27 protein-coding genes are annotated in these 22656 nt (G+C 26.9%); 23 read left to right on the forward strand and 4 right to left on the reverse strand.

The genetic code is table 11. From position 1 onward, the window contains the following. Positions 1-7: 7 nt before the first annotated feature. Together Tmeso_RS03965 and Tmeso_RS03970 are read right to left on the reverse strand one after the other, a co-directional pair. Complete coding sequence (locus Tmeso_RS03965) at positions 8-520, reverse strand: ImmA/IrrE family metallo-endopeptidase (protein WP_099188491.1); 513 nt, start codon at positions 518-520, stop codon at positions 8-10. Positions 521-557: 37 nt separating this feature from the next. Further along, positions 558-878 (reverse strand): helix-turn-helix domain-containing protein, encoded by a 321-nt coding sequence (locus Tmeso_RS03970; RefSeq protein WP_242967864.1) that lies wholly within the window; start codon positions 876-878, stop codon positions 558-560. A 190-nt stretch (positions 879-1068) separates the two neighbouring features. Between Tmeso_RS03970 and Tmeso_RS03975 the strand changes: the two genes are divergently transcribed. From Tmeso_RS03975 to Tmeso_RS04010, 9 genes are all read left to right on the forward strand, one after another. Continuing rightward, positions 1069-1287, forward strand: a complete 219-nt coding sequence (locus Tmeso_RS03975) for a helix-turn-helix transcriptional regulator (RefSeq protein ID WP_099188495.1) — start codon at positions 1069-1071, stop codon at positions 1285-1287. 24 nt (positions 1288-1311) lie between these two features. Continuing rightward, the gene (locus Tmeso_RS03980) at positions 1312-1575 is read left to right on the forward strand and encodes a helix-turn-helix domain-containing protein (RefSeq protein ID WP_242967865.1); all 264 of its coding nucleotides are present in this window, start codon (positions 1312-1314) and stop codon (positions 1573-1575) included. Between the two features lie 37 nt (positions 1576-1612). After that, the gene (locus Tmeso_RS03985; RefSeq protein ID WP_099188497.1) at positions 1613-2398 is read left to right on the forward strand and encodes a DnaD domain protein; all 786 of its coding nucleotides are present in this window, start codon (positions 1613-1615) and stop codon (positions 2396-2398) included. Beyond that, positions 2322-3167 carry an ATP-binding protein gene (locus Tmeso_RS03990; RefSeq protein WP_242967866.1) on the forward strand — a complete coding sequence of 282 codons (846 nt, stop codon included), beginning with the start codon at positions 2322-2324 and terminating at the stop codon, positions 3165-3167. The genes Tmeso_RS03985 and Tmeso_RS03990 overlap by 77 nt, the downstream gene beginning before the upstream one ends. 27 nt (positions 3168-3194) lie before the next feature. Beyond that, positions 3195-3917, forward strand: a complete 723-nt coding sequence (locus Tmeso_RS03995; protein ID WP_187296215.1) for an ORF6C domain-containing protein — start codon at positions 3195-3197, stop codon at positions 3915-3917. A gap of 11 nt (positions 3918-3928) precedes the next feature. After that, the gene (locus Tmeso_RS16315) at positions 3929-4093 is read left to right on the forward strand and encodes a hypothetical protein (protein WP_187296216.1); all 165 of its coding nucleotides are present in this window, start codon (positions 3929-3931) and stop codon (positions 4091-4093) included. Positions 4094-4338: 245 nt separating this feature from the next. Then, positions 4339-4560 (forward strand): DUF1659 domain-containing protein, encoded by a 222-nt coding sequence (locus tag Tmeso_RS04000; RefSeq protein ID WP_099188501.1) that lies wholly within the window; start codon positions 4339-4341, stop codon positions 4558-4560. 37 nt (positions 4561-4597) lie between these two features. Then, positions 4598-4834, forward strand: coding sequence for a DUF2922 domain-containing protein (locus Tmeso_RS04005; protein WP_099188503.1), 237 nt, complete (start codon positions 4598-4600; stop codon positions 4832-4834). 53 nt (positions 4835-4887) lie between these two features. After that, on the forward strand, positions 4888-5031 hold the full coding sequence (locus Tmeso_RS04010) for a YvrJ family protein (protein WP_099188505.1): 144 nt from the start codon (positions 4888-4890) through the stop codon (positions 5029-5031). A 45-nt stretch (positions 5032-5076) separates the two neighbouring features. On the opposite strand, the gene Tmeso_RS04015 is transcribed toward Tmeso_RS04010, so the two are convergent. Next, positions 5077-5331 carry a Mor transcription activator family protein gene (locus Tmeso_RS04015; protein ID WP_099188507.1) on the reverse strand — a complete coding sequence of 85 codons (255 nt, stop codon included), beginning with the start codon at positions 5329-5331 and terminating at the stop codon, positions 5077-5079. A gap of 38 nt (positions 5332-5369) precedes the next feature. Here Tmeso_RS04015 and Tmeso_RS04020 point away from each other — a divergent pair, with 38 nt between their 5' ends. The 4 genes from Tmeso_RS04020 to Tmeso_RS04030 all read left to right on the forward strand — a co-directional run bounded on the left by Tmeso_RS04020 (position 5370) and on the right by Tmeso_RS04030 (position 9452). Then, the gene (locus tag Tmeso_RS04020; RefSeq protein ID WP_099188509.1) at positions 5370-5963 is read left to right on the forward strand and encodes a glycoside hydrolase family 73 protein; all 594 of its coding nucleotides are present in this window, start codon (positions 5370-5372) and stop codon (positions 5961-5963) included. Positions 5964-6068: 105 nt separating this feature from the next. Beyond that, positions 6069-6371 (forward strand): hypothetical protein, encoded by a 303-nt coding sequence (locus Tmeso_RS04025; protein ID WP_099188511.1) that lies wholly within the window; start codon positions 6069-6071, stop codon positions 6369-6371. Positions 6372-6495: 124 nt separating this feature from the next. After that, positions 6496-6651: a hypothetical protein gene (locus Tmeso_RS16320; RefSeq protein WP_187296217.1), complete on the forward strand. Its 156-nt coding sequence runs from the start codon at positions 6496-6498 to the stop codon at positions 6649-6651. A gap of 380 nt (positions 6652-7031) precedes the next feature. Further along, a complete protein-coding gene (locus tag Tmeso_RS04030) occupies positions 7032-9452 on the forward strand; it encodes an HsdR family type I site-specific deoxyribonuclease (RefSeq protein ID WP_187296218.1) in 2421 nt (806 codons plus the stop codon). Positions 9453-9694: 242 nt separating this feature from the next. On the opposite strand, the gene Tmeso_RS17140 is transcribed toward Tmeso_RS04030, so the two are convergent. After that, positions 9695-10033, reverse strand: coding sequence for a DUF5658 family protein (locus tag Tmeso_RS17140; RefSeq protein WP_099188513.1), 339 nt, complete (start codon positions 10031-10033; stop codon positions 9695-9697). 334 nt (positions 10034-10367) lie between these two features. Between Tmeso_RS17140 and Tmeso_RS04040 the strand changes: the two genes are divergently transcribed. From Tmeso_RS04040 to Tmeso_RS04085, 10 genes are all read left to right on the forward strand, one after another. After that, complete coding sequence (locus Tmeso_RS04040) at positions 10368-13121, forward strand: type I restriction endonuclease subunit R (RefSeq protein ID WP_099188515.1); 2754 nt, start codon at positions 10368-10370, stop codon at positions 13119-13121. A gap of 90 nt (positions 13122-13211) precedes the next feature. Next, complete coding sequence (locus Tmeso_RS04045) at positions 13212-13796, forward strand: restriction endonuclease subunit S (protein WP_099188517.1); 585 nt, start codon at positions 13212-13214, stop codon at positions 13794-13796. A 2-nt stretch (positions 13797-13798) separates the two neighbouring features. Then, the gene (locus tag Tmeso_RS04050; RefSeq protein WP_099188519.1) at positions 13799-15343 is read left to right on the forward strand and encodes a type I restriction-modification system subunit M; all 1545 of its coding nucleotides are present in this window, start codon (positions 13799-13801) and stop codon (positions 15341-15343) included. Positions 15344-15357: 14 nt separating this feature from the next. Beyond that, complete coding sequence (locus Tmeso_RS04055) at positions 15358-16512, forward strand: restriction endonuclease subunit S (protein WP_099188521.1); 1155 nt, start codon at positions 15358-15360, stop codon at positions 16510-16512. Between the two features lie 372 nt (positions 16513-16884). Then, on the forward strand, positions 16885-17100 hold the full coding sequence (locus tag Tmeso_RS16325) for a hypothetical protein (protein WP_099188524.1): 216 nt from the start codon (positions 16885-16887) through the stop codon (positions 17098-17100). 914 nt (positions 17101-18014) lie between these two features. Continuing rightward, positions 18015-18563 (forward strand): hypothetical protein, encoded by a 549-nt coding sequence (locus tag Tmeso_RS04065; protein WP_099188526.1) that lies wholly within the window; start codon positions 18015-18017, stop codon positions 18561-18563. A 15-nt stretch (positions 18564-18578) separates the two neighbouring features. Beyond that, positions 18579-19046, forward strand: coding sequence for a hypothetical protein (locus Tmeso_RS04070; RefSeq protein ID WP_099188528.1), 468 nt, complete (start codon positions 18579-18581; stop codon positions 19044-19046). A gap of 1187 nt (positions 19047-20233) precedes the next feature. Next, positions 20234-21082 carry a DUF5655 domain-containing protein gene (locus Tmeso_RS04075; RefSeq protein ID WP_207653823.1) on the forward strand — a complete coding sequence of 283 codons (849 nt, stop codon included), beginning with the start codon at positions 20234-20236 and terminating at the stop codon, positions 21080-21082. A gap of 41 nt (positions 21083-21123) precedes the next feature. Continuing rightward, positions 21124-21666 carry an AlbA family DNA-binding domain-containing protein gene (locus Tmeso_RS04080; protein ID WP_099188532.1) on the forward strand — a complete coding sequence of 181 codons (543 nt, stop codon included), beginning with the start codon at positions 21124-21126 and terminating at the stop codon, positions 21664-21666. Positions 21667-21692: 26 nt separating this feature from the next. Next, positions 21693-22040, forward strand: coding sequence for a hypothetical protein (locus tag Tmeso_RS04085; protein WP_099188534.1), 348 nt, complete (start codon positions 21693-21695; stop codon positions 22038-22040). Positions 22041-22656 lie beyond the last annotated feature (616 nt).

Consider the following 22656-nt stretch of genomic DNA (forward strand, 5'->3'; position numbering starts at 1 on the left):
ATAAAAATTAGTATTGCATATCTTCATAAATAAAAATTCTAGGATAGCAAGTTAATATCAAGCTATGAGTTTTATCTATCTTAATAGATTCATGTTGTCTAGAAAGAAATTTAAGCCTCATATTTACTATTGCCTCAGGTAGTTCTAATTTTTCGCATAAATCACTTATAGATGATATTCCTGATTTTAAAACTTTTGTAAAATCTTTTAATGGAATTAAAAAGTCAGTTCCCCATCTAACTGCTTTTTCTTCAATCTTATTTAAAAGAAGCCTGTCCTGATAGTAGCAGCAGTGTTCTGTGAAATCACCTGTGGTAGTAAAGTGATGGCCAAGTTCTTCTGCTAATACTTCTATCAACTTATCTTCATTGTTTTCTATAGATTTATCTATAGCGATTACAGTCTCCATTTTAGGATTGCACATATAAAGACCAAGAAGTGTTGAAGGTAAATCATAATAACCTATAGAGATTCCTTCTTTATTCGCTAGTTCAAATAATCTTAGAAGATGTTTATTCATTTGTTATCCCCCCATGGCTTTTAAACGAATATAGTTATTATTTTTTATATTTGTGTCTTAGAAACTCTTTGAATCTCTCTAATTCTTCCATAGCTTCTGGTGGAAGGTCATCATACCCATCTGTTCTATGAGCTGCTATAGTTGTTTCTTGAAAATTTCTTAGATTAGTTCTACCTAAGATATAGTCAATAGAAACATTAAAATAATCTGCATACATAGCAAGAACAGTATTATCAGGAACTCTTTTATTTGATTCATATTGAGAAATAGCTGCACTTGAAATATTAAATTCTCTATCTGTAAATATTTGAGCTAATTCTACTTGCTTCAAATTAGATTCCTCTCTTAAGTTTTTCAATCGCTCTCCTAATGTCATTACAAAACACACCCTTTATTATTAGTATAACAAATTGTTAAGTATATTATAACATTTGGTTAAAAAAAAGTCAAACAAATCATAACGATATGTTTAAAAAAATATTGACTTTAACATGGTGTTAGTTTAAAATAAAATCAAAGATTAACGTCATGTGAAAGTGGGGGATGAAATGAAAAAATTTACCTTGAAAGAATTAAGAAAAAAGTTTAATAAAAAACAAGCAGACTTATCTGATGTAATAGCTAAAACAACAGCTATGTATAGTATGGTTGAAAATGGGAAGAGAAGACTTTCTCTAGAAGATGCTCTTAAAATAGCAGATTTCTATGGGATAAGGGTTGAGGAGATAAAATTTTTTGATAATAATTTTAACGAATTGTTAAAATAAAACGTAAATGATGGGGGAGATATTGTGAACACTGCATTAAATGAATTAGATATAGAAGTTAATGAACCATTAAAACTTTTAAAAGTAAGAGAAGTTGCTAAAATTTTAAGAGTTAATCCAAACAAAGTTTATGAACTTATAAAAACAGGCCATATTACAGCATTAAAATTGGGGGATTTAAAAATCACAAGATTTGAGCTTTTAAGATTTATAAAAGAAGCAAATGGAAAAGATTTTTCGGATCTTGATAATATTAAAGACTTTAATCCTGATGAAAGTTTAAGCTAAAAATTTAATAAAATTTATACACTTAGTAGGTGAAAAGATGAACTACTTAAAAGAAATTAATGCTTTTTATGATTGGCTCGAAACAAATGAACTATCAGCATCAGCAGTTAATTTATGGTTTGCACTTATGCACATAAATAACAAGGCTGGATGGGTAGAAACATTTACGGTGGCTGAATCTACACTTAGCATTAAAACAAGACTTTCAGGAAGAACAATAAGAAATGCTAGAAATGAACTAAAGCAAAAAGAAAGAATAGACTTTAAAAGTAGAAAAGGTGGAAAGGCTCCTGTTTATAAGATTATATCTTTTGACATAGCCATGGTAAAATCTACGGAAAATAATTCCTTGGATTCTACCGAGGAAAAATCTTGTACGGAAATAAATTCCGTAGGTTGTGCCGAAGAACTTTCCGAGGGTATTTCCGAGGATACTTCCACATTATATAAACTAAACGAAACTAAACTAAAAAAAGAGATATATGATCCTATCAAGGAAATTAAATATATATTTGAAAATAGTGGAATGGGAACTGTAAATGCTAGTATTGCTCAAATACTTATAAACATAAGTGAAAGTTATCCACTAGATTTAGTTGATGAAGCCTTTAAAAGAGCAAGAAAAAACAAAGCAAATAGGATTCAATATGTTGAAAAAATTCTTATTAATTGGGATGAAAAGGGGATTAAATCAATAAATCAGCTTAACCTGTATGAGAAAAACAAAAGAAATGAGGTGGATAAAAATGGAGATTATGGGGACAAGTGCGAAGAAAATAATCAATATAGAGGAGTTAAAAAACTTAGACTTGGGGGAAGATGATTATTGCAGCAGCTGCGGTAAAAGAACATCTATGATAGTTCAGTTCTTAGGAGTTAAAAAAAGAGTACCAGTAGCTTGTAAATGCGAAATTGAGAAGTATGAAAAACAAAAAGAACTAGATAGAAAAAATAACCAGCAGCAAAGACTTAAAAGGCTTATTGATTATTCTCTTATGGACTCTAATTTTAGAAACTATACCTTCGAAAATTTTAAGATAGATAAATACAATAAGCAAATTTATAAAATGGGGATTAACTACTGCAAAAACTTTAAAACAATGGAAAAAGAAAATGTAGGTATGATTTTAATGGGACCACCAGGAGTAGGAAAAAGCTATTTAAGCTTTTGTATAGCGAATGAATTGCTTGATAAATGTATTCCTGTAATTGCAATTTCAAGTATAGGAATTATAAATAAAATATTTGAAAGCTATTCAAAACATGGACAAGAAGGTGAAGTACATATAATAAATTCACTCAAAAATGCAGATTTACTTGTACTTGATGATCTAGGAGCCGAGTATGGAAAAGAAAAAACTAAGCAGATTATATATTCAGTAATAGATTCTAGAATTAGAAATAACAAGCCTATGATTATAACCACTAACTTAGATGAAAACATGTTAAGAAGAAAACTTGCAAGTGAAGATAAAATAGACAGAACATATGACAGATTAACAGGGGTTTGTCCTATTGTGAAAATAGATGGAGTATCAAGAAGATTGGAAGAAGGGAATAGGAAGTACGATATTTTAGCAAGTTTAATATGAAGCTATATGGTATTGGGGGGATATAAAATGGATAACTTACAAATAATTAAAAGTGAAAACTTTGGAAGTGTTACATGTGATTTTTTAAGAAATGGAAATGGGGATATTCTTATGACATCAGAACAATTAGGTAGGGCTTTAGGTTATTTACAACCTAGAAAATCAATAAATAATATAGTGCTGAGAAATGAATATCTTAAAAAAGAAGAGTTTTCAGGTGTCATCAATTTAATGTCACCCGGGGGAATACAAGAAACTAGAGTTTTTACCGAAGATGGAATATATGAAATTACATTTCTGGCTAAAACTGATAAGGCCATGGCTTTTAGAACTTGGGTTAGGAATATACTAAAAAGTTTAAGAAAAGGGGATGCAGAACTTATTAATAAAGAAAAAAATCTAAATGCACTTAGAATGATGAATAATCAATTAGGCCTTTTAATAGAGTCACAAGAAGAATTGGTTGTAAAGATTAATGATGTAGATAATAAGGTAGAAACCCAAATAACTCTTACTAATACACAAGCTAAAGACATTCAGTTTGCTGTAAACGGTAGGGTTATATATTTACTTAAAGGTAAGGAAAGTGAAGATTATAAGCTGTATAAAAACAAATATTTTCAAGCACTGTATAGAGACATAAAGAAAAGATTAGCAGTTCCAAGTTATAGGGATATTCTTAAAAAAGATTATGAACTAGCATTAGGGTTTGTGAAAAACTGGATTCCAGAACAAAGTATAAGAATGTAGGGGGTAAGAGAATGAGAATAGAAGAAAGCAAACTTCAATATATACTGTATGACAACCACAACAATATTTCAGGAATACTTGCTAAAATAAAGGAAAATGAAAAATTAATAGAGGTTATAAAATTGTGCTCAGAAATAGGTGGAAATATGAGTTTGAAAAATAAAGATGATAAGTAGCTGATAATATAACAACTTATTTGTCTAACTAATTTTCTCAACTTCTTTATATATAACTATTCCTTCAAATTCTATATTATAAAACTACCAAATAAAAATTCGCTTTATGCTATCGCATAGCTTATGTCGCCAACGAGTCCTACGGGCTCCGTTGCTTAAAGTAATTGCAAATTTGCTTATTATAGTAAGTTATTCATAAAGCGAAGATTTTGGATTTTATATTAAATCTGAGAAGGAGGGATAGTATGGCAGTAACAGCGATACCAACTGCATCCGCAATCAAAGTGAAATATTCTTTAGGACTTGATGAAAAAGGAAATGAAAAGTTCAAAAGAAAATCATTTGGAAATGTGAAAACTGATGCAATAGATCAAGACGTTTTTGATGTAGCTAAAGCATTAAATGGTCTACAAACATTAAGTGTTGCAAGCATTGACAGAGAGAATGTTACTAACTTATCTGAATAATGCTAGAGGTTAAATAAGAAGAAGGGAGGAATAGGCTATGAAAACAGGTACTATAAACAGATTATATATGATATTCAAAGATGGTGCAGGGGATAAAGTAACTTTAAGAGTTGATGATGCAGATCCAGATGTTGATGATTCAGCAGTAGAGGCAGCTATGAAAACTATCGTAGACAAAAATATATTCAATCATAATGGAGAAGATATAAAAGAAATACTTGAGGCTAAACTTGCAGTTGAACAAGTTCAAGAGATTCATCTTACTAATGCATAATACATCAAAGGGCTAAGTTTCTTAGCCCTTTGAAATTAAATAAGGAGGTTGTTATGGAAGAACTTTGCACAAATATTGCAAACTTAGGTTTTCCAATAGCTATGTCGGTATATCTATTGGTTAGAATCGAAGGAAAGCTTGATGTTTTAACAGGTTCTATAAATGAACTATCTAAAGCAATAATAACTTTAAAATGAACACATCATTAGCCTAGTGACTTTGAAAGAGGATCTAGGCTAATTTTATTTACTAAGAATCTTTCTAACTTGGGTTTCACAAATACCATATTTAAGAGAGAGCTCTTTATAATTTGAGCCATTAAATTCTCTTTTGATATTTGTATCCCTTACAGGTTTTAAAATAGTTCTAGGCGTTGGAACATACATACTCGTACCACCTAAAAGCCCACAAAGTTTTACGAAAGAATCCACCCCGATAGTTGAAGCTATATCCCTATATGAATTTGGAATATCCTTGATACTTAAACCATCCTTCATCCTAACACCTCCAAAATAAAAATCGAAAGGAGAACATTATGCAAAAACAAGAATTTATAAATAAAATACTTCCCAAAGCCTTAGAAGGCTTAAAAAAATATAATATTCTACCAAGCATTACAATAGCTCAGGCCATACTTGAGAGTAACTGGGGAAAATCATCCCTTTCTATGAAGTTCAATAACCTATTCGGAATAAAAGCAAGGTCAAACACTAGAAAAGCAGCTAATATGAAAACAACTGAGTATATAAACGGAAAGAAGTTAAACGTAACTGCAAAATTCAAATCATATGATACTTTTATAGATTCTATTTCTGACCATAATATCCTTTTAGGAGAAGCTAAAAGATATGAAAGAGTTAGAAATTCTAAAGATTATAAAGAGGCAGCCATGGCACTACAAAAGTGTGGTTATGCAACGGACCCAAAGTATCCAGATAAATTAATAAAAATTATAGAACAATACAAGCTTTATGAATACGATAATGAAGTTTCTGATTTTGCAACCAAAGCTTATGAGTTCGTAACCAAAAATCACATCTCTGATGGATCAAGAGCAAAAAATCTTGCAACAAGGGAAGAAATATGGGTGATGATTTATAGATTGTATAAGTTACTCAATAAGAAATAATACTTTTTAAATTTTTAACTTTAAAACTTGTTTTCTTGTTTACTTTAAAATAAGAAGCAATAATTTTTTTGTTTAAAAAAAATAAATTTTAAAAGAGGTGATTAAATGATTCTTGAAAAAATATCATCAGAAGAATTTGAAGAAAGAAAAAAAACTGGAGAGTTTGGATCAGTAATTGAAATTATGCAAGATGATGAAGCAGATGAATGTATGATTGAAAATAAAACAAAGTCTAAATTAAATAAAAAGTCTGTAGATGATAGTATTGTAAAAGTTACATATGAAATACCTAAGAAAATAAAACAAGCTTTAAAACGTAAAGCAGCCAATGAAGATAAAAAAATAAATGAAATAGTGACGAGTATTTTGTTGAGGGAGATTGAAGAAAAATACTTTGAGATTTATTGATTTCATTTGTGATAAAGTTGAAAAATATTCCATATTATACTAAACTCTAGATAGTATTAATTTCGTAATAACATAATTATGTACAGCAATATATTGATGATTTGATCGCTAGTAAGGAGGATTTATGGATTATATTTATTATGCCTTAAATTTATTAATGGTTTTATTTATATTTATAGCAATTACAAGAATTTATATGAGAATAGCAGGCTATATAGGTGAACAATTAGGGTTTGGAAAATTTTTTATATACTTATGGAAAAAAATAAGAAAAAAATAAATTAAGTTATGTGCTCTATGCCATGGCTACAGTTAAATATCAAGAAAAAGAGAAAACTAAGAATTCTAAAAAATGAGTCCTTAGTTTTTTTATTGGAGTTAAACCCACGAGGGTCACCAAAGACCATGGCACACCTCAAAGGTCAAGCTACAGGGTCGCCATCGTCTTTTTTTGGCGTTGGGGTCAAACATAACCTGCGATATCTTAATTTTTATCTATATACATCTAGTAATTAAGATATATATTTCTAAAGTTTATTTGTAAATTGATAACTTGGATTATAATTCCATATATAGAAATAATGATATAATTAATATAAAGTGGATATTTTTAAGTCTATTAAAATAAAGATTAGATATAGCTATATAGGAGGGAATAGGTTGGAATATAAAAATGAATCAATACTTGAGAAACTATTAGTAGAACAATTGATTAATCAAGGTTATGAAAAAGTTATTATAAAAGATGAAGAAGCTTTAGAACTAAACTTTAGAAAGCAGTTATATTTACACAATAAGAGCAAATTAAATGAAACTCCTTTTACAGATAAGGAATTTGAGCTAATTTTAAGATATGTAAATAATAAAAAGGTATTTGATAGTGCGAAGATATTACGTGACAAATTTACTTTAGAAAGAGACGATAAATCTAGAGTTAATATAGAATTTTTGGATACTAAAGATTTCTCTAAAAATAGATTTCAGGTAACAACTCAGACAACTGTTGTAGGAAAATACACTAATCGTTATGATGTTACCTTATTAATAAATGGACTACCTCTTGTTCAAATAGAATTAAAAAGTAGAGGATTAGATTTAAAAGAAGCATTTAATCAAATACAAAGATATAGAAAATATTCTCATCAAGGATTATATAAATATATTCAAGTTTTTGTGATTAGTAATGGAGTAGATACTAAGTATTTTCCTAATTCAGATAAAGAAATTTTGTATAATCATACTTTCTTTTGGACAGATGTTAATAATAAAAGAATAAGCAACTTAAATGATTTTGCATCTACATTTTTAGAAAAGAGTAATATTTATAAAATTATAACAAGATATATTATTATAAATAACAGAGACGAATCGTTAATAGTTATGAGACCATACCAAATTTTCGCAGTTGAAGCTCTTGTAAATCATGCTTTTAAAACTAATGAAAATGGATATGTATGGCATGGAAGAGGAAGTGGAAAAAGGCTTACAGCTTTTAAAGCCAGTCAAAATTTATTGATGGAGGATAAAATTAAAAAGATATTTTTTTTTGTGGATAGAAAGGATTTATTATGTCAAACACTAATGGAGTTTAATAATTTTGGACCTATATTGGTGGATAGAGTAGATACAACAAATCATTTGATTAGGAAAATTAAAAGTACAAGTAAATCTTTAGTAGTTACAACTATTCAAATGATGTATAATGCAGTAAAATCATTAAATAATAATGATATAAATGAAAAATACAAAGATGAAAAGGTAGTATTTATAATAGATGAATGTCATAGATCTCAATTTGGAAAGATGCATGCATCAATAAATGAATATTTTTTTAATGCACAGTATTTTGGATTTACAGGAACACCACGTTTTGATGAGAATAAAAGTCAAGATGGTAGGCGCACAGCAGATTTATTTAAAGTATGTTTGCATAAATATTTTGGGCAAGATATGGTATCAAACGGAAATGTATTGGGAATGTCTATTGAATATGTTCAAGCATTTAAAGAGTCTTGTTGTGAAGTAGATGATAAAAAAGAAGAAAGAATTTCTTCAATAGCTAATCATATTATTGAAAATCACTCATTAAAAACAAGAAATATGGAATATACAGCGATATTTACAGTTCAAAATATTGCTATGCTAATAAAATATTATGATGAATTTAAAAAAATTAATCATAATCTAAAAATAGCAGGTATATTCACTAATAGATTATATGATAACGACTTTGAAGACATGATTAAAGATTATAATAATATGTATAATACAAATTATTCAATAGATAATATTTTAAACTATTCTATGGATATATCAAGAAGAATGTTAACTGGAGAAATAGATATTGTATTAGTAGTAGATAAATTTTTATATGATCTTGATAGCATAAAAGTAAATACTCTCTATGTAGATAGAGAATTAAAGCATCATAAGTTAATACAAGCATTTTATAGAACTAATAGAATTCAAAAGTTTAATAAACCATATGGAAATATAGTTTGTTACAGAGATCTAAGAAAAAATGTGGATGATGCTATGCGTTTATTCGGTGAAATGTATAGCAAGGATAATAGAGATAGATTAGTGGTAAATATTGATGAAGATTATGCTTCAGAAAGATTACAGCAAAATAAAATAGCATCAGAATTTGAAAATGAAAAAAATCTACAATTAGAAACAGAAAAAGAACAAATTATGAAAATGAGAATAGGTCAAAATGATTTTAGGAAAAAACTCATACAAAAGGATTATAGATGTAAAATTTGTGGATTAGAGTATGAAAAATTTCTTATAGCAAGTCATATAAAGCCATGGCAATATTCAAATAATGAAGAACGATTAGATATTTATAATGGATTTTTATTATGTCCACATCATGATGCATTGTTTGATAAAGGATATATTACATTTGATAAATATGGAAAAATAATAATATCCAGTTTATTAGATCAGAAGACTAAAAACCTTATGAATATACACCATAATATAAAAATAGAAATTGAGGAAAATCATAAAAAGTATATAGAATGGCATCAAGAAAATGAATTTGAAAAATTTAATAAAATAAAAAAAGAAGAATAATTGAAATTTTATTATAAGTAAAGTTAATAATTAATAAGGTGAAATGTTTAATATTATACGAATCTATATTTAGATAAGAGAAAAGTAAGAACTCTAACGAGACCTTACTTTTTTTATTGGAGTAAAACCCAATAGGGTCGCTAAAGACCATGGCAAACCTCAAATGTCAAACTATAAGGTCGCCATCGTCTTTTTAGATTCAGGGTCAAAAAAAACCTACTGAGTATATCTTGGTTTATAAGCTATATATTGTTAGTAATTAACATATAGAAAATATAAAAATGGAGAAAAGTAACACCTATATATGCAGATATAGGAATCCAGATAGCTTTTTTAACCCAATTAACTTTTTCATAGTTGTAATGAAATATGTATAGACAAGTTAAAACAATAAAAATTTTGATAAGAATAAATAGGCTAACGTTTATAGTATAAAAGTAATTCATAATTGGATTTGCTTCTTCAATATATCCTTTTTCAAGTCCATAAACTGTAGAAGTTAAGTCAAATAAGTTTAATAAGAATAGAGTATAAATACTTTTATTAAGTTCCGTGAGGTTTCTTTTAATTGTATGTATCATACTAAATCCACCTTTCTTATGCTTGTGACTTATAGTATGGATTTTTTACATTTTCATAGTTAATATACATTATAAATTATTCCATGGTATTTAGTTGGATAAAAAATTGGATACCAGAAGCTAATATTAGAGGATAAATTGATTATGAAAATATATTAGGCAAGATTAGATTTTCTAGTATGTTTCTGTTTTAAATATTAAAAGTAAACATTAGCAAATTAAAGTAAGAGTTAAGTAAATCTGAATAATTTGGATATAAATACTAAAAAAGCAGATAAAGTGATATAATTAATTTATATAAAATGAAAAAATTGTAATAATAGGGAGATAAATTATGGGATATCAAAGTGAAGCACAGCTTGAAAAACTATTAGTAGAGCAATTGATTAATCAGGGATATGGAAAAGTTACTATAAGTAATGAAGAAGATTTGAAAAGAAATTTTAGAGAACAGCTTTATTTACATAATAAAATTAAATTAAATGATGTTCCTTTTACAGATAAGGAATTTGAACGTATTTTAAGATATGTTGAAGGAAAAAGTGTATTTCAAAGTGCAAAAATATTACGTGATAAATTTATTTTAGAAAGAGAAGATCAAACAGAGGTTTATATTGAATTTTTTGATATAAAAAATTGGTGCAAAAATAGATTTCAAGTAACTACTCAGACAACGGTTGTAGGAAAGTACACTAATCGTTATGATGTTACTTTATTAATAAACGGATTACCTCTTGTTCAAATAGAATTAAAACGTAGAGGTTTGGATTTAAAAGAGGCTTTTAATCAAATTGAGAGATATAGAAAGCATTCTTATCAGGGGTTATATAGATATATTCAAGTTTTTGTAGTTAGCAATGGAGTAGATACTAAATATTTTGCTAATACAGATAAAGAACTTTTATATAGTCATACTTTCTTTTGGACGGATGTTGATAATAAAAGAATAAGTAATTTAAATGATTTTACATCTACATTCTTAGAAAAATGTCATATTTCAAAGGTTATAGCACGTTTTATGGTAATTAATGATACAGATAAAGCATTAATGGTTATGAGACCATATCAAATTTTTGCAGTTGAAGCTCTTGTGAATCGTGCTTTTGAGACTAATAATAATGGTTATATATGGCATACAACAGGTAGTGGAAAAACCCTTACATCTTTTAAGGCTAGTCAGATTTTAGCAAGTGAACCTAATATAAAAAAAGTATTTTTCTTAGTTGACCGTAGGGATTTAGATAGTCAGACTTTAAAAGAATTTAATAAGTTTGAAAAAGATTCAGTGGATACAACAGACAGAACAAGTACTTTAGTTAATCAGATTAAGGATATAAATAAGCCCTTAATTGTTACAACTATTCAAAAGATGGCTAATGCAATTAAATCACCACATTATACAAAGACAATGGAAAAATACAAAGATGAAAAGGTAGTATTTATAATAGATGAATGTCATAGATCACAGTTTGGAGATATGCATAAAGCTATAAATAAGCATTTTTCTAACGCACAATATTTTGGATTTACAGGAACACCACGTTTTAAGGAAAATAAAAGTCAAGATGGTAGAGTTACTGCAGATTTATTTGAAAAATGTTTACATACATATCTGATTAAAGATGCTATAAGTGATGGGAATGTACTAGGATTTTCAGTTGAGTACAGTACTACATTTAAAGGAGATTTTGATGAATGTGATGATACAAAAGTAAAAGCTATTGATACAGATGAGGTTATTATGAGTGACGAACGTATTTCTTTAGTAGCTGAGCACATTGTTCAAAATCATTCATCAAAGACGCGAAACAAGGAATACACAGCAATATTTACAGTTCAAAGTATTCCTATGCTTATAAAGTATTATGATAAGTTTAAAAAAATTAATCATAATTTAAAAATAGCAGGTATATTCACATTTGGAGCAAATGAGGATAGTGAAGGTCGTGATGAACATTCTAGGGATAGTCTAGAAAGAATGATAAAGGATTATAATGGCATCTATGACACAAACTATTCAACTGATACTTTTTCAAGTTATTTTGCAGATGTATCAAGAAAGGTAAAGAATGCACAAATTGATATTCTATTAGTCGTAAACATGTTTTTAACAGGGTTTGATAGTAAAACATTGAATACACTTTATGTAGACAAAAACTTAAAATATCATGATTTATTACAAGCATTTTCTAGAACAAATAGAGTACAAAAGGCAACTAAACCTTATGGAAATATAGTTTGTTATAGAAATTTAAAGCAAAAGACTGATGAAGCTATTTGTCTTTTCTCACAAACTCATAGTACCGATACCGTACTTATGGAAAGTTATGAGTATTATTTAGATTTATTTAAAGATGAATTAAGTAGATTATATAAACTAGCTCAAACTCCAGAGGATGTAGATTCACTTCAAAGTGAAGACGATAAGAAGAAATTTATAGTTAGCTTTAGGGAATTATCAAAGGCACTTGTTAAACTACAGACCTTTACAGATTTTGAATTTAAAGAAGATGATTTAGGAATAAGCGAACAAGGATATCAAGATTTTAAAAGTAAGTATTTTTTAATGTATGAATCAGTAAAACGTGGTGAAGGTGAGAAAACATCCGTTCTTAATGATATTGACTTTGGTATTGAGCTTATGCATACAGATAAAATTAACGTTAGTTATATAATGAATTTAATAAGAAGTATAGATCTTTCAGATAATAAACAAAAAGCAATTGATATGAAGCATATTCTATCTGAATTGGATAGAGCAGATAATGAAGAATTAAGATTAAAGGTAGATTTATTAAAATCATTCCTAAATAAAGTTGTACCAGAACTTACACCAGAGGATTCTATCGATAATGCATATGATGAATTTGAAGATAAAAAAAGAGAAGAAGAAGTTGAAAACTTTTCAAATGAAGTAGGATTAGATAAAAATCATATAAAAACTTATATTTCAGAGTATGAGTACTCAGGATTGATAGACCAAAAAGAAATAAGTGATAATATAAAAGCACCTCTACTTAAAAAAAGAAAATTGATTAAAAAAGTTAAAGACTTTATATATGACCATGTTAGAAAATTTAATTTTTAGTGTTATTTTTAAAAATAGCAGAAATCTGTTGACGATTTCTGCTATTTTTGTTATGCTATTTTTATAAATAGCATAAAGGGGGACTGGGGATTGAAAGTAGAAAAGCTAGGAAAAGTAACTCATGGAGTAACAATTTCTAGGATTGAAGCTAAATCAGGTGAAGACTATGACGAATTTGAATTATTTACAATGCAAGATTTGAGTAGAGAAATAGACAACTATAGTTTAAAAGAGGAAAAGCAATACATTTTGGTAAGTAAGAATAAATTTAATATTGATTTATTGTCAAAGAAAGACATGATTATAATTGGACTTACATCTCATAAAGCTATGGTAGTAGGTGAAAAGCATATTGGAAAAATAATTCCATCAAATTTTGCTTATATACAATTAGATAATAAAAAGATAGATCCGATGTATTTTACTTGGTACTTTAATGAACATCCGAAGATTCAAAAGCAACTTCAAATTGCAATACAGGGATCGATTATACGTGCTTTATCTGTTCAAATGCTTAGAGCGTTAGAACTTTGGTTACCATCATTAGAGGAACAACAAAAAATAGGGAAAATATATGAGTTAAGAAAGAGAAAAGAAAAGGCATTGTTTGAAAAAAATGTTTTAGAAAAGAAGTTATATAAATATTTAATGATTAAGAAATTGAAGGAGGAATAAAGATGACAGTAATTGAAAAACAAAAAGAACAACAATCGCAGTTACATACAAAACTATGGGCTATAGCAAATGATTTAAGAGGTAATATGGAAGCTAATGAATTTAAAAATTATATATTAGGACTTATATTTTATCGTTATCTTTCAGAAAAAGTAGAAAAAAGAGCAGCAAGATTACTAGCTGAAGATGAAATATCATATGAAGAAGCTTGGGAAAATGAAGAGTATAGAGAAGCTTTACAAGAGGAATTATTAGGTGAAATAGGATACTTTGTTGAGCCAAAAGATTTATTCTCTTCTTTATTAAAATCTATAGAAGATGCAAATTTTGATATAGAAATGTTACAAGGCGCTATAAATGATATTACAGAATCAACTATAGGGCATGAGAGCCAGGATGATTTTGATCATTTATTTGATGATATGGACCTAAGATCTACAAGACTTGGTCGTGATGTTAATAGTCGTTCAAAACTTATAGCCAAAGTTATAGCAAATATAGCAGAGATACAATTTGATCACGAAGATAGTGAAATTGATATACTTGGAGATGCGTATGAATATTTAATATCTCAATTTGCAGCAAATGCAGGAAAGAAAGCAGGCGAATTTTATACCCCTCAACAAGTTTCAAAAATACTTGCAAAGATTGTAACGGTAGGAAAAAAAGATTTAAAAGATGTATATGACCCAACTTGTGGTTCAGGCTCACTGCTTCTTAGAGTTTCAAAAGAAGCTAATGTACGTAAATTCTATGGACAAGAATTAACTTCAACAACTTATAACTTAGCTCGTATGAATATGTTACTACATGATGTGTCATACCAAAACTTTGACATTAGAAATGATGACACCATAGAAGATCCAAAACATTTAGAACTGAAGTTTGATGCAATAGTAGCAAACCCTCCATATTCTGCAAAATGGAGTTCGGATGATAAGTTTTTAGACGATGAAAGATTTAGTGCTTATGGTAAACTAGCACCAAAATCAAAAGCAGATTTTACATTTATACAACACATGATTTATCACTTAGATGATAAAGGAACAATGGCAGTTGTATTACCTCATGGAGTGTTATTCAGAGGAGCAGCAGAAGGAGTTATAAGAAAGTATTTAATAAAAGAAAAGAACTATTTAGATGCAGTAATAGGACTTCCAGGTAATATATTTTTTGGGACAACTATACCAACAGTTATTTTAGTATTTAAGAAGTGTCGTGAAAATAATTCAGATGTATTATTTATAGATTCATCTAATGACTTTGAAAAAGGTAAAAACCAAAACGTACTTAGAGAGTGTGACGTAAATAAGATAATAGATACTTATATAGAGAGAAAAACAATTGATAAGTATTCATATGTGGCTACTATGAAAGAAGTTGAAGAAAATGATTATAACTTAAATATACCTAGATATGTAGATACTTTTGAAGAAGAAGAACCTATTGATATTGAAGATGTTAAAGGAAAAATTCAAAAACTAGATGATGAAATTTTAGAAATAGATAAAGAATTAGAAGTATTTTCAAAAGAACTTGGAATATAAGGGAGGTGGAGAATATGAGTAAGACACCAAAACTTAGATTTCCAGAGTTTAGTGGAGATTGGGAAGAAAAGAAATTAGGAGAAGTATCTGAAATTATTGGTGGTGGAACTCCTTCAACTACAGAAAGTGAATATTGGAATGGTAAGATCCAATGGTTTACACCAACTGAAATAAAAGAACAAAAATTTGTATCAATAAGTGAAAGAACAATAACAAATGAGGGACTAAAGAAAAGTTCTGCTAAAATCCTTCCAAAAGGAACTGTTTTATTGACAACTAGAGCAAGTTTAGGAGATATGGCTATTGCAAATAATGAAGTAACTACGAATCAGGGATTTCAATCAATTGTAGCAGGTAAGAATATAAATAATGAATTTATATATTATTTACAACCAAAATTAAAAAAGTATTGTTATAAAAATGCATCAGGGTCAACTTTTTTAGAAATTAGTAAAAAGGCTATTGAAAAATTTAAGTTTTATATGCCTTTTAAGAATGAACAAAAAAAGATAGCTACATTCTGTTCTCTAATTGATAAAAAAATCGAGAAGCAACAAGAGAAGATTAAAGCTCTTCAAGACTATAAAAAAGGTATGATGCAGAAGATTTTTTCTCAGGAGATAAGATTTAAGAAAGAGAATGGAGAGGCTTATCCTGAATGGGAGATTAAAAAATTAGGAAGTATTAGTAGCATAGGTACTGGTAGTAATGATTTACAAGATAAGAAGGATAATGGGAAGTATCCATTTTTTGTTCGTTCAAAGAATATAGAAAGAATAGATAAATATACATTTGATGGAGAAGCTATTTTGATACCAGGGGATGGTAATGTTGGCCGAATATATCATTATATAAATGGTAAATTTGCTTATCATCAACGAGTTTATAAAATAAGCGACTTTAATAATAATATGGATGGTAAATATATTTATTATTTTATGAAACAATTCTTTTTAAAAGAGGCATTAAAAAATTCAGTTAAGGCGACTGTTGACTCTTTAAGATTACCAACATTAACAAACATGGAAATACAAACACCAACGATGGAAGAACAAGAAAAAATAGCGAATTGTATAAGTAAACTAGACCAAAAAATTGAAAAAGAACAAGAAAAACTAGATTTATTAAAACAATATAAAAAAGGGGTACTTCAACAGATGTTTGTTTAATAAAATAAAAATATCTTATATGATATGGCAATAAGATGTGTGATAACTATTTAGCAATTGCAATTAATTGAGTATGTTTTAGGCATTTGTAAAAAATACTATTTCATAAATAGTATTTATGAGTATTAGAAAATTAATTTAGCCCTAGTCTATGGATTAGGGCTAAAAATATGGAATTATAAAAATAAATTTTTTCTTACCATTGGTAGCCATGGCCAAGATCTATAATTTATTAACTGAGAATAAAACGCCAACTAATTTATAACCATAGGTAAGAATTTTGATTTTGCTCATAACTAAGTCTAGTCTATTAGACTAGACTTAGTAGTATTTATTTTTTAAAATATGATTTGAGAAACTGGATTCAAAAACATGAAAAAATCGGAAAAGGAATTACTTTTAAGCAAAGAAGAATTAAAAATATTAAGCGATATATTAATCAGAATAAATATATGGTTTTATGTTATGATATTTTCTTTTTTATCATATAATTGCAAAAAAATGTGTTTTATTTTATATAGAATTACATATGGGGATGTCATATACTTTATGGCTATAAATAGTAGACCTTTGATTTTATTCCAATAGATATTGGCAATTCTTTTTAATAAAGAAAACAAAGTATTGCATGATTATTTAGCAAGTTTATTTTTTATAAAAAAAAAAAGCTGTAGCACAAAACTTCTTTTATTTTGAGAATGTCATAGAGCACTTTTCACTAGAAACCAACTCAAAAACAGGATAAGACTAAGAATGCAAAACCAGCATACTTAGTCTTTTTGATTTTTATTAAAATAAGAACTAGGGTCTAAAAGACCATGGCTATCCTCTCAAGGTCAAGCCATGGGGTTGCCATCATCTTTTTAATTTTAGGGTCAAAAAACAACAAACTCTAGAAACTTATTCTTCATTAGTCACAAAAATCCATTCGAAAAATTTTAAAAACCAAAAACTTTTGGCAGAGATTTTTTGAGACTAACAAGATCAGCTAATACGAGGGTTTATTTAAAAACATATTCGAATGCTACTTTTATTATATAAAAGTTTAATATCTCATATGCATTTCTAACCTTAATTAAATAAGGGTTATTTTTTTATATTAAAAAGTAAATTATAATTGTTTTGAATTGTGTATAAATATAATTTCTATTATGAATTTTAAAAAATTTAATTTATTAAAATCTTCTAAAACAGGTTTTTAATTTCAACTTTTTATTTATGTAATTTATGGAAAATAAACTGTTATCAAATTAAGATATATCAACACTTGGAAGTAATTACAACACATAATATAAGTAAAAACTACAAATAATAATAATACAAAGAGGTAATACTAATAAGTTAAATAAAAAGAGGATATATTCATATGTTACTTGAAAAAATAAACAAAATGAATACTATATTAAGAGAAATACATGAAATTAATGGTTAAATTTACAAAATAGAATAAATTATGTTACTATGGTATAGAGGGTATAAAAATCTTATTAAAGGAGCAAGGTATGAGTAAAAAATCTAGTAATAATAATAACAATAATACTTTTGAAATTCCTAATTATAATAATGTAATAGATGAAAAAACAAAAAAGAAACATATCTTTTTAGTTATTAGAATAATAGGATTACTTATAGGATATTTATCCATTATGTTTACATATTCTGATATACAAAATCTATTTCTAACAGCAGTAGTTTTTATGATACCTATTTGTTGTGACTATATAATAATACTGCTTACAAATAAAAAATCTATGTTTCAATGGCGTGTAAGTATAGCAATATTTTCTATAGTATTATTAGTAACCATATTATTCGGATTCGGATCTCTTGGAGTGATAGACTTTGTTACTGATAGTTCTAATATTGATATGATTAGATTTTTAAAGACGGATAAAACAGTTTTATTTTCATTTAAATGCATTCCAAAAGAAGGTTCTATATTTATTATAATATTTGCTACAATATGTTTTTATCTTCTTGAATATACAGGCATCCTCGCAAGGGACTTGGATTTTTGCATAAAACCTAATGAAACTGCTAATATTGGATAAAAAGGAGGGTTCTTTATGAATAAATTATTAATAATAAAAATAAATATATTAACTTTTTTAATTATCTTTTATATATGTATGTTGATGAAGGTTCTAATTGCAAGAAATAATAGGATAGGTATTTTAGATTCATTAAAAATAGCTTTATATTCGCCTATACTTACTATAGGGTTTAATTTATTTGTAATAGTTCAATGTACAAGAAAAGATTTTATTTCACGTTGTAATAAAGTATTTAAAAAAAATATGACTTCAAGAAAACTTATAAAGCTATTATATAAAAAAAGATTTTTTGATTATATTACAAATTTAGAATTCATTATGGAATATCAAATAAGTGCATTTTCTCAAAAATGTAAATCACATAAAAAAAATACTTGTCAAAATAAAAAAAGTCTTAGAGATATACTATTGGATATCAATACTATACTTGATACCATGATCTACTCAATTATTAATCAAAATAATCTTAGCACACAATAAAAAAGGAGATAATTTTATCTCCTTTTTTATTACTTCTATTAATAAAATCATACCTTAAATTGTATTATACAATTTGCCATGGCAACAGCTCGCGCATAAAGGAAAGGAATAGAGTGCAAACCCAACGCACCCTATTCCTATTCATTTTAAGCAAATAACCCTGCAAGACTTAGATTAATATTTCCTTCGTCCCTCAAGCAATATTAATCCAAGACTTGCTTAATGATCTCTAATATCAAAATTTTTATGTAATCAAAGTATTTCTAGTTAACTGACCGCTATCGCGGTACTCCAATTAATCTATCACTTTTAAAGCTTCTTTATTTTCTATTATCCATTTAATTTTAAAAGACATATTTTTGTATTATTAAATTTTATCTAATAAAGTTTTCTTTTCATCTAATGGCAAATATCTTCATATTCTTTTAAAGTATTTTCTAATATATATAAATTTAATGATTCTAATATAGTTTCTAATTGTTTATTTTTAAGCATAAATATTTCCTCCTTGAAATTTTTTTAGTATCTAATTGTGTCCAAGTTTAATTTTTTTAATAATAATAAAAAGCATTACTTAATGAAAAACATAGAAACTCATATAAAAATTAAAAATACTTTCTTGATTTAGAAAAAATAAAAGTCATGGCATAAAGAAAAGGAACGGATTATAAAAATTCGTTCCTTTTCTTAAAAAATATTTTTAATTTTCATCTTAAATGAAGAGGGAGGAAAACTCCCATGCCTTTTATTTAGCTATAGTTAAACTAAATTTAAACAAAAGACGGATAGAGATATCTAGTTTGAAAAATCTCCATTTCTTCATTTAAGTAACTTCCTTTTATTTAAATTATATTAAATTACATAAATATTATATCCTAAAATGACGGTTAATATAACTAGATAAATATGATAGTAAACTTTTGTTTATGAGTAATATTATTTTTAATTTTATTCTATATAAATTGTAAAAAAAATTACACATAATATAAATAGACTATCTTATTTATACTTAAAGTCAGCATAAAATAGAAGCTCATACTTTGTAAGGTGTGAGGTTTTTGTTTTATATGGAATATGTAGAAAATTAACTACATACATACTTTTTTAATATATATTTATGTTAAAATTAAATTACATTAATTTCCTATAAAAAATTATAAGGAGTAGAAGAAATTGAAGGTAGTTCTATGCAATTAGAAAAATCATTACAAAATATAATTGAAAAGAACATGGAAACATTTTTAGGAGTAAAATTTTTATCTTCAGAGCACTCAACTGGAAAAGTCCATGGCGGAAGAATAGATTCTTTAGGAATAGATGAAAATAACTGTCCTGTAATTATTGAATATAAAAGAGCATTAAATGAAAATGTAATAAACCAAGGTTTATATTATTTAGATTGGCTTCTTGATCATAAAGCTGATTTTAAACTACTTGTCATGGATAAGTTAGGAAAAGAAACAGCAGATGAAATAGAATGGAGCAGCCCAAGACTGATTTGCATTGCAAATGATTTTACTAAATTTGATATTCATGCAGTAAAGCAGATAAATAGAAATATAGATTTAATAAAATACAAAAATTATAAAGATGAATTATTATTACTTGAAATGGTTCATACCAACACAGAGAATAGGATAACAGAAAGTACTAATAACATCTTAAATAATTATAACAAAACAAAAACAGTAAATGAGTATTTAAAGGAAGCTCCTTCTAAATTGCAAGATAGATACTATGCACTTAGAGATTTTATAATAAATTTAGGAGATGATGTTCAAGAAAAAATATTAAAACACTATATTGCTTTTAAAAGAATAAGAAACTTTGCATGTGTTGAGATACATCCTAAAACAGATACAATACTGATATATGTAAAATCTAATTTAGGTGAATGTAATCTAAAGGATTCATTTACAAGAGATGTAACAAATATAGGACACTATGGAACTGGAAATTTAGAAATAAGATTTACAGATATACAGCAGTTAGAAGAAATACAAAGATATATTATAAAGTCTTATGAAATGAATTAATAATTAGACTAAATAGATAGCTTATAATTTAGGGGGAAAAAATGAAGGATAAAGATTTTATTATAAATTTAATTGAGAATGGATATGAATGTGATTATTTAGATTTTAAAGCAAAGCAATATTCTAAAGAAAAGTATGAAAGTCTATTAAAAGATATAATGGCCATGGCAAATTCAAAATATGAGGGTGATAAGTATATTATTGTTGGTATTAAGGACAAGCCAAGTGGGGAAAGAGATATTATTGGTATAAATAGTGAAGATTTTATAGATTCATCTAACTACCAACAAGTAGTATTAAATAATATTGAACCAGAAGTAAGTTTTGATTATTTTCCATTTGAATATAAAGAGAAGCTTTTAGGTGTATTTAAAATTTATGGGAATCAAGATAGACCATATATGTTGAAAAAGAAATATAATAAATTAAATGAAGGGCTTTGTTTAGTTAGAAAAGGAAGTCAACAATCTATAGCAGTACGTAAAGATTTTGATGAATTTTATTTAGCAAAAGAAAAATTTGAAGTGAAAATTATGGATCCTTTTTTGCAGCAGTTTATGATAAAAAAGGGTGTGGTAGATTAAGAGTAACTATTAGGAATTTAACAAATATGCCTATAACTATTCAGTATGGAATTTTAATAGTAAATGACAAATTTGATAATGAATTATCTAGACATAGGTTATATGGGATAGATGAAGATATAGTAGGAGCAGATTTTCAATTATCAATGTCTCCCAAAACAGAAAAGTTATGTGATTTATATTTAGGATTTACTTCAACAGATTGTTTAAGACTAAAATTAGATGAATTTGGAGCTACTGCTGAACGATTTGTATTTAAATTGATACTAATAGATACTCAAGATAATGAATATATTACTGAAGTTGATAAAGGGATTATATTTGCTAAAGGTGATTTTTTATGGAAGGTAAAATTAAATAATAAAAGAGCTTAATGATAATAATTCTATATAAAAATGATAATTTCATTTGTAAGAAAAAATATATATAATATAGAATAAGATTAATAAACATGAGCATAGATGGCTTTTAAAAGTACTTGAAAAATGTTAAAAAAACATAATATTAGAAGGAGAATACTAAGAGCTCTAACGAGTACTTAGTATTTTATTTTGAAAAAAATAGGGTCAGAAGACCATGGCAGCTATTAGGTCAAACGCTAAGGTCGCCATCGTCTTTCCTTTGGGGTCTAAAATAACATACTCCTCAGACTAGATATATGCTTTGTATAAGATATTTCTATTGAATTATTTTTCCATAAAGTCTTAAAAAATACTTTAAAACTAAAAAAATGAGTTTTTATAATAAATTATTTTGTATAAGTTTTTTATATAATAATTATTTCTCAGGAAATATATGGATTTATGTTATAATGTTTTCTTTTTCATCATATAATTGGCGAAAAATATGTTTTATCTTATATACTCAACTTTCGCACTTGTATTTTAAGGCGTTGGCCTGGATTTTCAGTGTTTCCATCATAAAAAATAGAAAAACATTCCTTCATTTGGTATAATTGAATCACGACAAACAACGACCAAGAAAGGAATG

Source organism: Tepidibacter mesophilus (assembly GCF_002724055.1).
Classification (GTDB): Bacteria; Bacillota; Clostridia; order Peptostreptococcales; family Peptostreptococcaceae; genus Tepidibacter_A; species Tepidibacter_A mesophilus.

Bases quoted from the DNA above. Each gene is read 5' to 3' on its own strand.
- Tmeso_RS03965 (WP_099188491.1), bottom strand. From the start codon at position 520: ATGAATAAACATCTTCTAAGATTATTTGAACTAGCGAATAAAGAAGGA.
- Tmeso_RS03975 (WP_099188495.1), top strand. From the start codon at position 1,069: ATGAAAAAATTTACCTTGAAAGAATTAAGAAAAAAGTTTAATAAAAAA.
- Tmeso_RS03985 (WP_099188497.1), top strand. From the start codon at position 1,613: ATGAACTACTTAAAAGAAATTAATGCTTTTTATGATTGGCTCGAAACA.
- Tmeso_RS03990 (WP_242967866.1), top strand. From the start codon at position 2,322: ATGGAGATTATGGGGACAAGTGCGAAGAAAATAATCAATATAGAGGAG.
- Tmeso_RS03995 (WP_187296215.1), top strand. From the start codon at position 3,195: ATGGATAACTTACAAATAATTAAAAGTGAAAACTTTGGAAGTGTTACA.
- Tmeso_RS16315 (WP_187296216.1), top strand. From the start codon at position 3,929: ATGAGAATAGAAGAAAGCAAACTTCAATATATACTGTATGACAACCAC.
- Tmeso_RS04000 (WP_099188501.1), top strand. From the start codon at position 4,339: ATGGCAGTAACAGCGATACCAACTGCATCCGCAATCAAAGTGAAATAT.
- Tmeso_RS04005 (WP_099188503.1), top strand. From the start codon at position 4,598: ATGAAAACAGGTACTATAAACAGATTATATATGATATTCAAAGATGGT.
- Tmeso_RS04010 (WP_099188505.1), top strand. From the start codon at position 4,888: ATGGAAGAACTTTGCACAAATATTGCAAACTTAGGTTTTCCAATAGCT.
- Tmeso_RS04015 (WP_099188507.1), bottom strand. From the start codon at position 5,331: ATGAAGGATGGTTTAAGTATCAAGGATATTCCAAATTCATATAGGGAT.
- Tmeso_RS04020 (WP_099188509.1), top strand. From the start codon at position 5,370: ATGCAAAAACAAGAATTTATAAATAAAATACTTCCCAAAGCCTTAGAA.
- Tmeso_RS04025 (WP_099188511.1), top strand. From the start codon at position 6,069: ATGATTCTTGAAAAAATATCATCAGAAGAATTTGAAGAAAGAAAAAAA.
- Tmeso_RS16320 (WP_187296217.1), top strand. From the start codon at position 6,496: ATGGATTATATTTATTATGCCTTAAATTTATTAATGGTTTTATTTATA.
- Tmeso_RS17140 (WP_099188513.1), bottom strand. From the start codon at position 10,033: ATGATACATACAATTAAAAGAAACCTCACGGAACTTAATAAAAGTATT.
- Tmeso_RS04040 (WP_099188515.1), top strand. From the start codon at position 10,368: ATGGGATATCAAAGTGAAGCACAGCTTGAAAAACTATTAGTAGAGCAA.
- Tmeso_RS04050 (WP_099188519.1), top strand. From the start codon at position 13,799: ATGACAGTAATTGAAAAACAAAAAGAACAACAATCGCAGTTACATACA.
- Tmeso_RS04055 (WP_099188521.1), top strand. From the start codon at position 15,358: ATGAGTAAGACACCAAAACTTAGATTTCCAGAGTTTAGTGGAGATTGG.
- Tmeso_RS16325 (WP_099188524.1), top strand. From the start codon at position 16,885: ATGAAAAAATCGGAAAAGGAATTACTTTTAAGCAAAGAAGAATTAAAA.
- Tmeso_RS04065 (WP_099188526.1), top strand. From the start codon at position 18,015: ATGAGTAAAAAATCTAGTAATAATAATAACAATAATACTTTTGAAATT.
- Tmeso_RS04070 (WP_099188528.1), top strand. From the start codon at position 18,579: ATGAATAAATTATTAATAATAAAAATAAATATATTAACTTTTTTAATT.
- Tmeso_RS04075 (WP_207653823.1), top strand. From the start codon at position 20,234: ATGCAATTAGAAAAATCATTACAAAATATAATTGAAAAGAACATGGAA.
- Tmeso_RS04080 (WP_099188532.1), top strand. From the start codon at position 21,124: ATGAAGGATAAAGATTTTATTATAAATTTAATTGAGAATGGATATGAA.
- Tmeso_RS04085 (WP_099188534.1), top strand. From the start codon at position 21,693: ATGCCTATAACTATTCAGTATGGAATTTTAATAGTAAATGACAAATTT.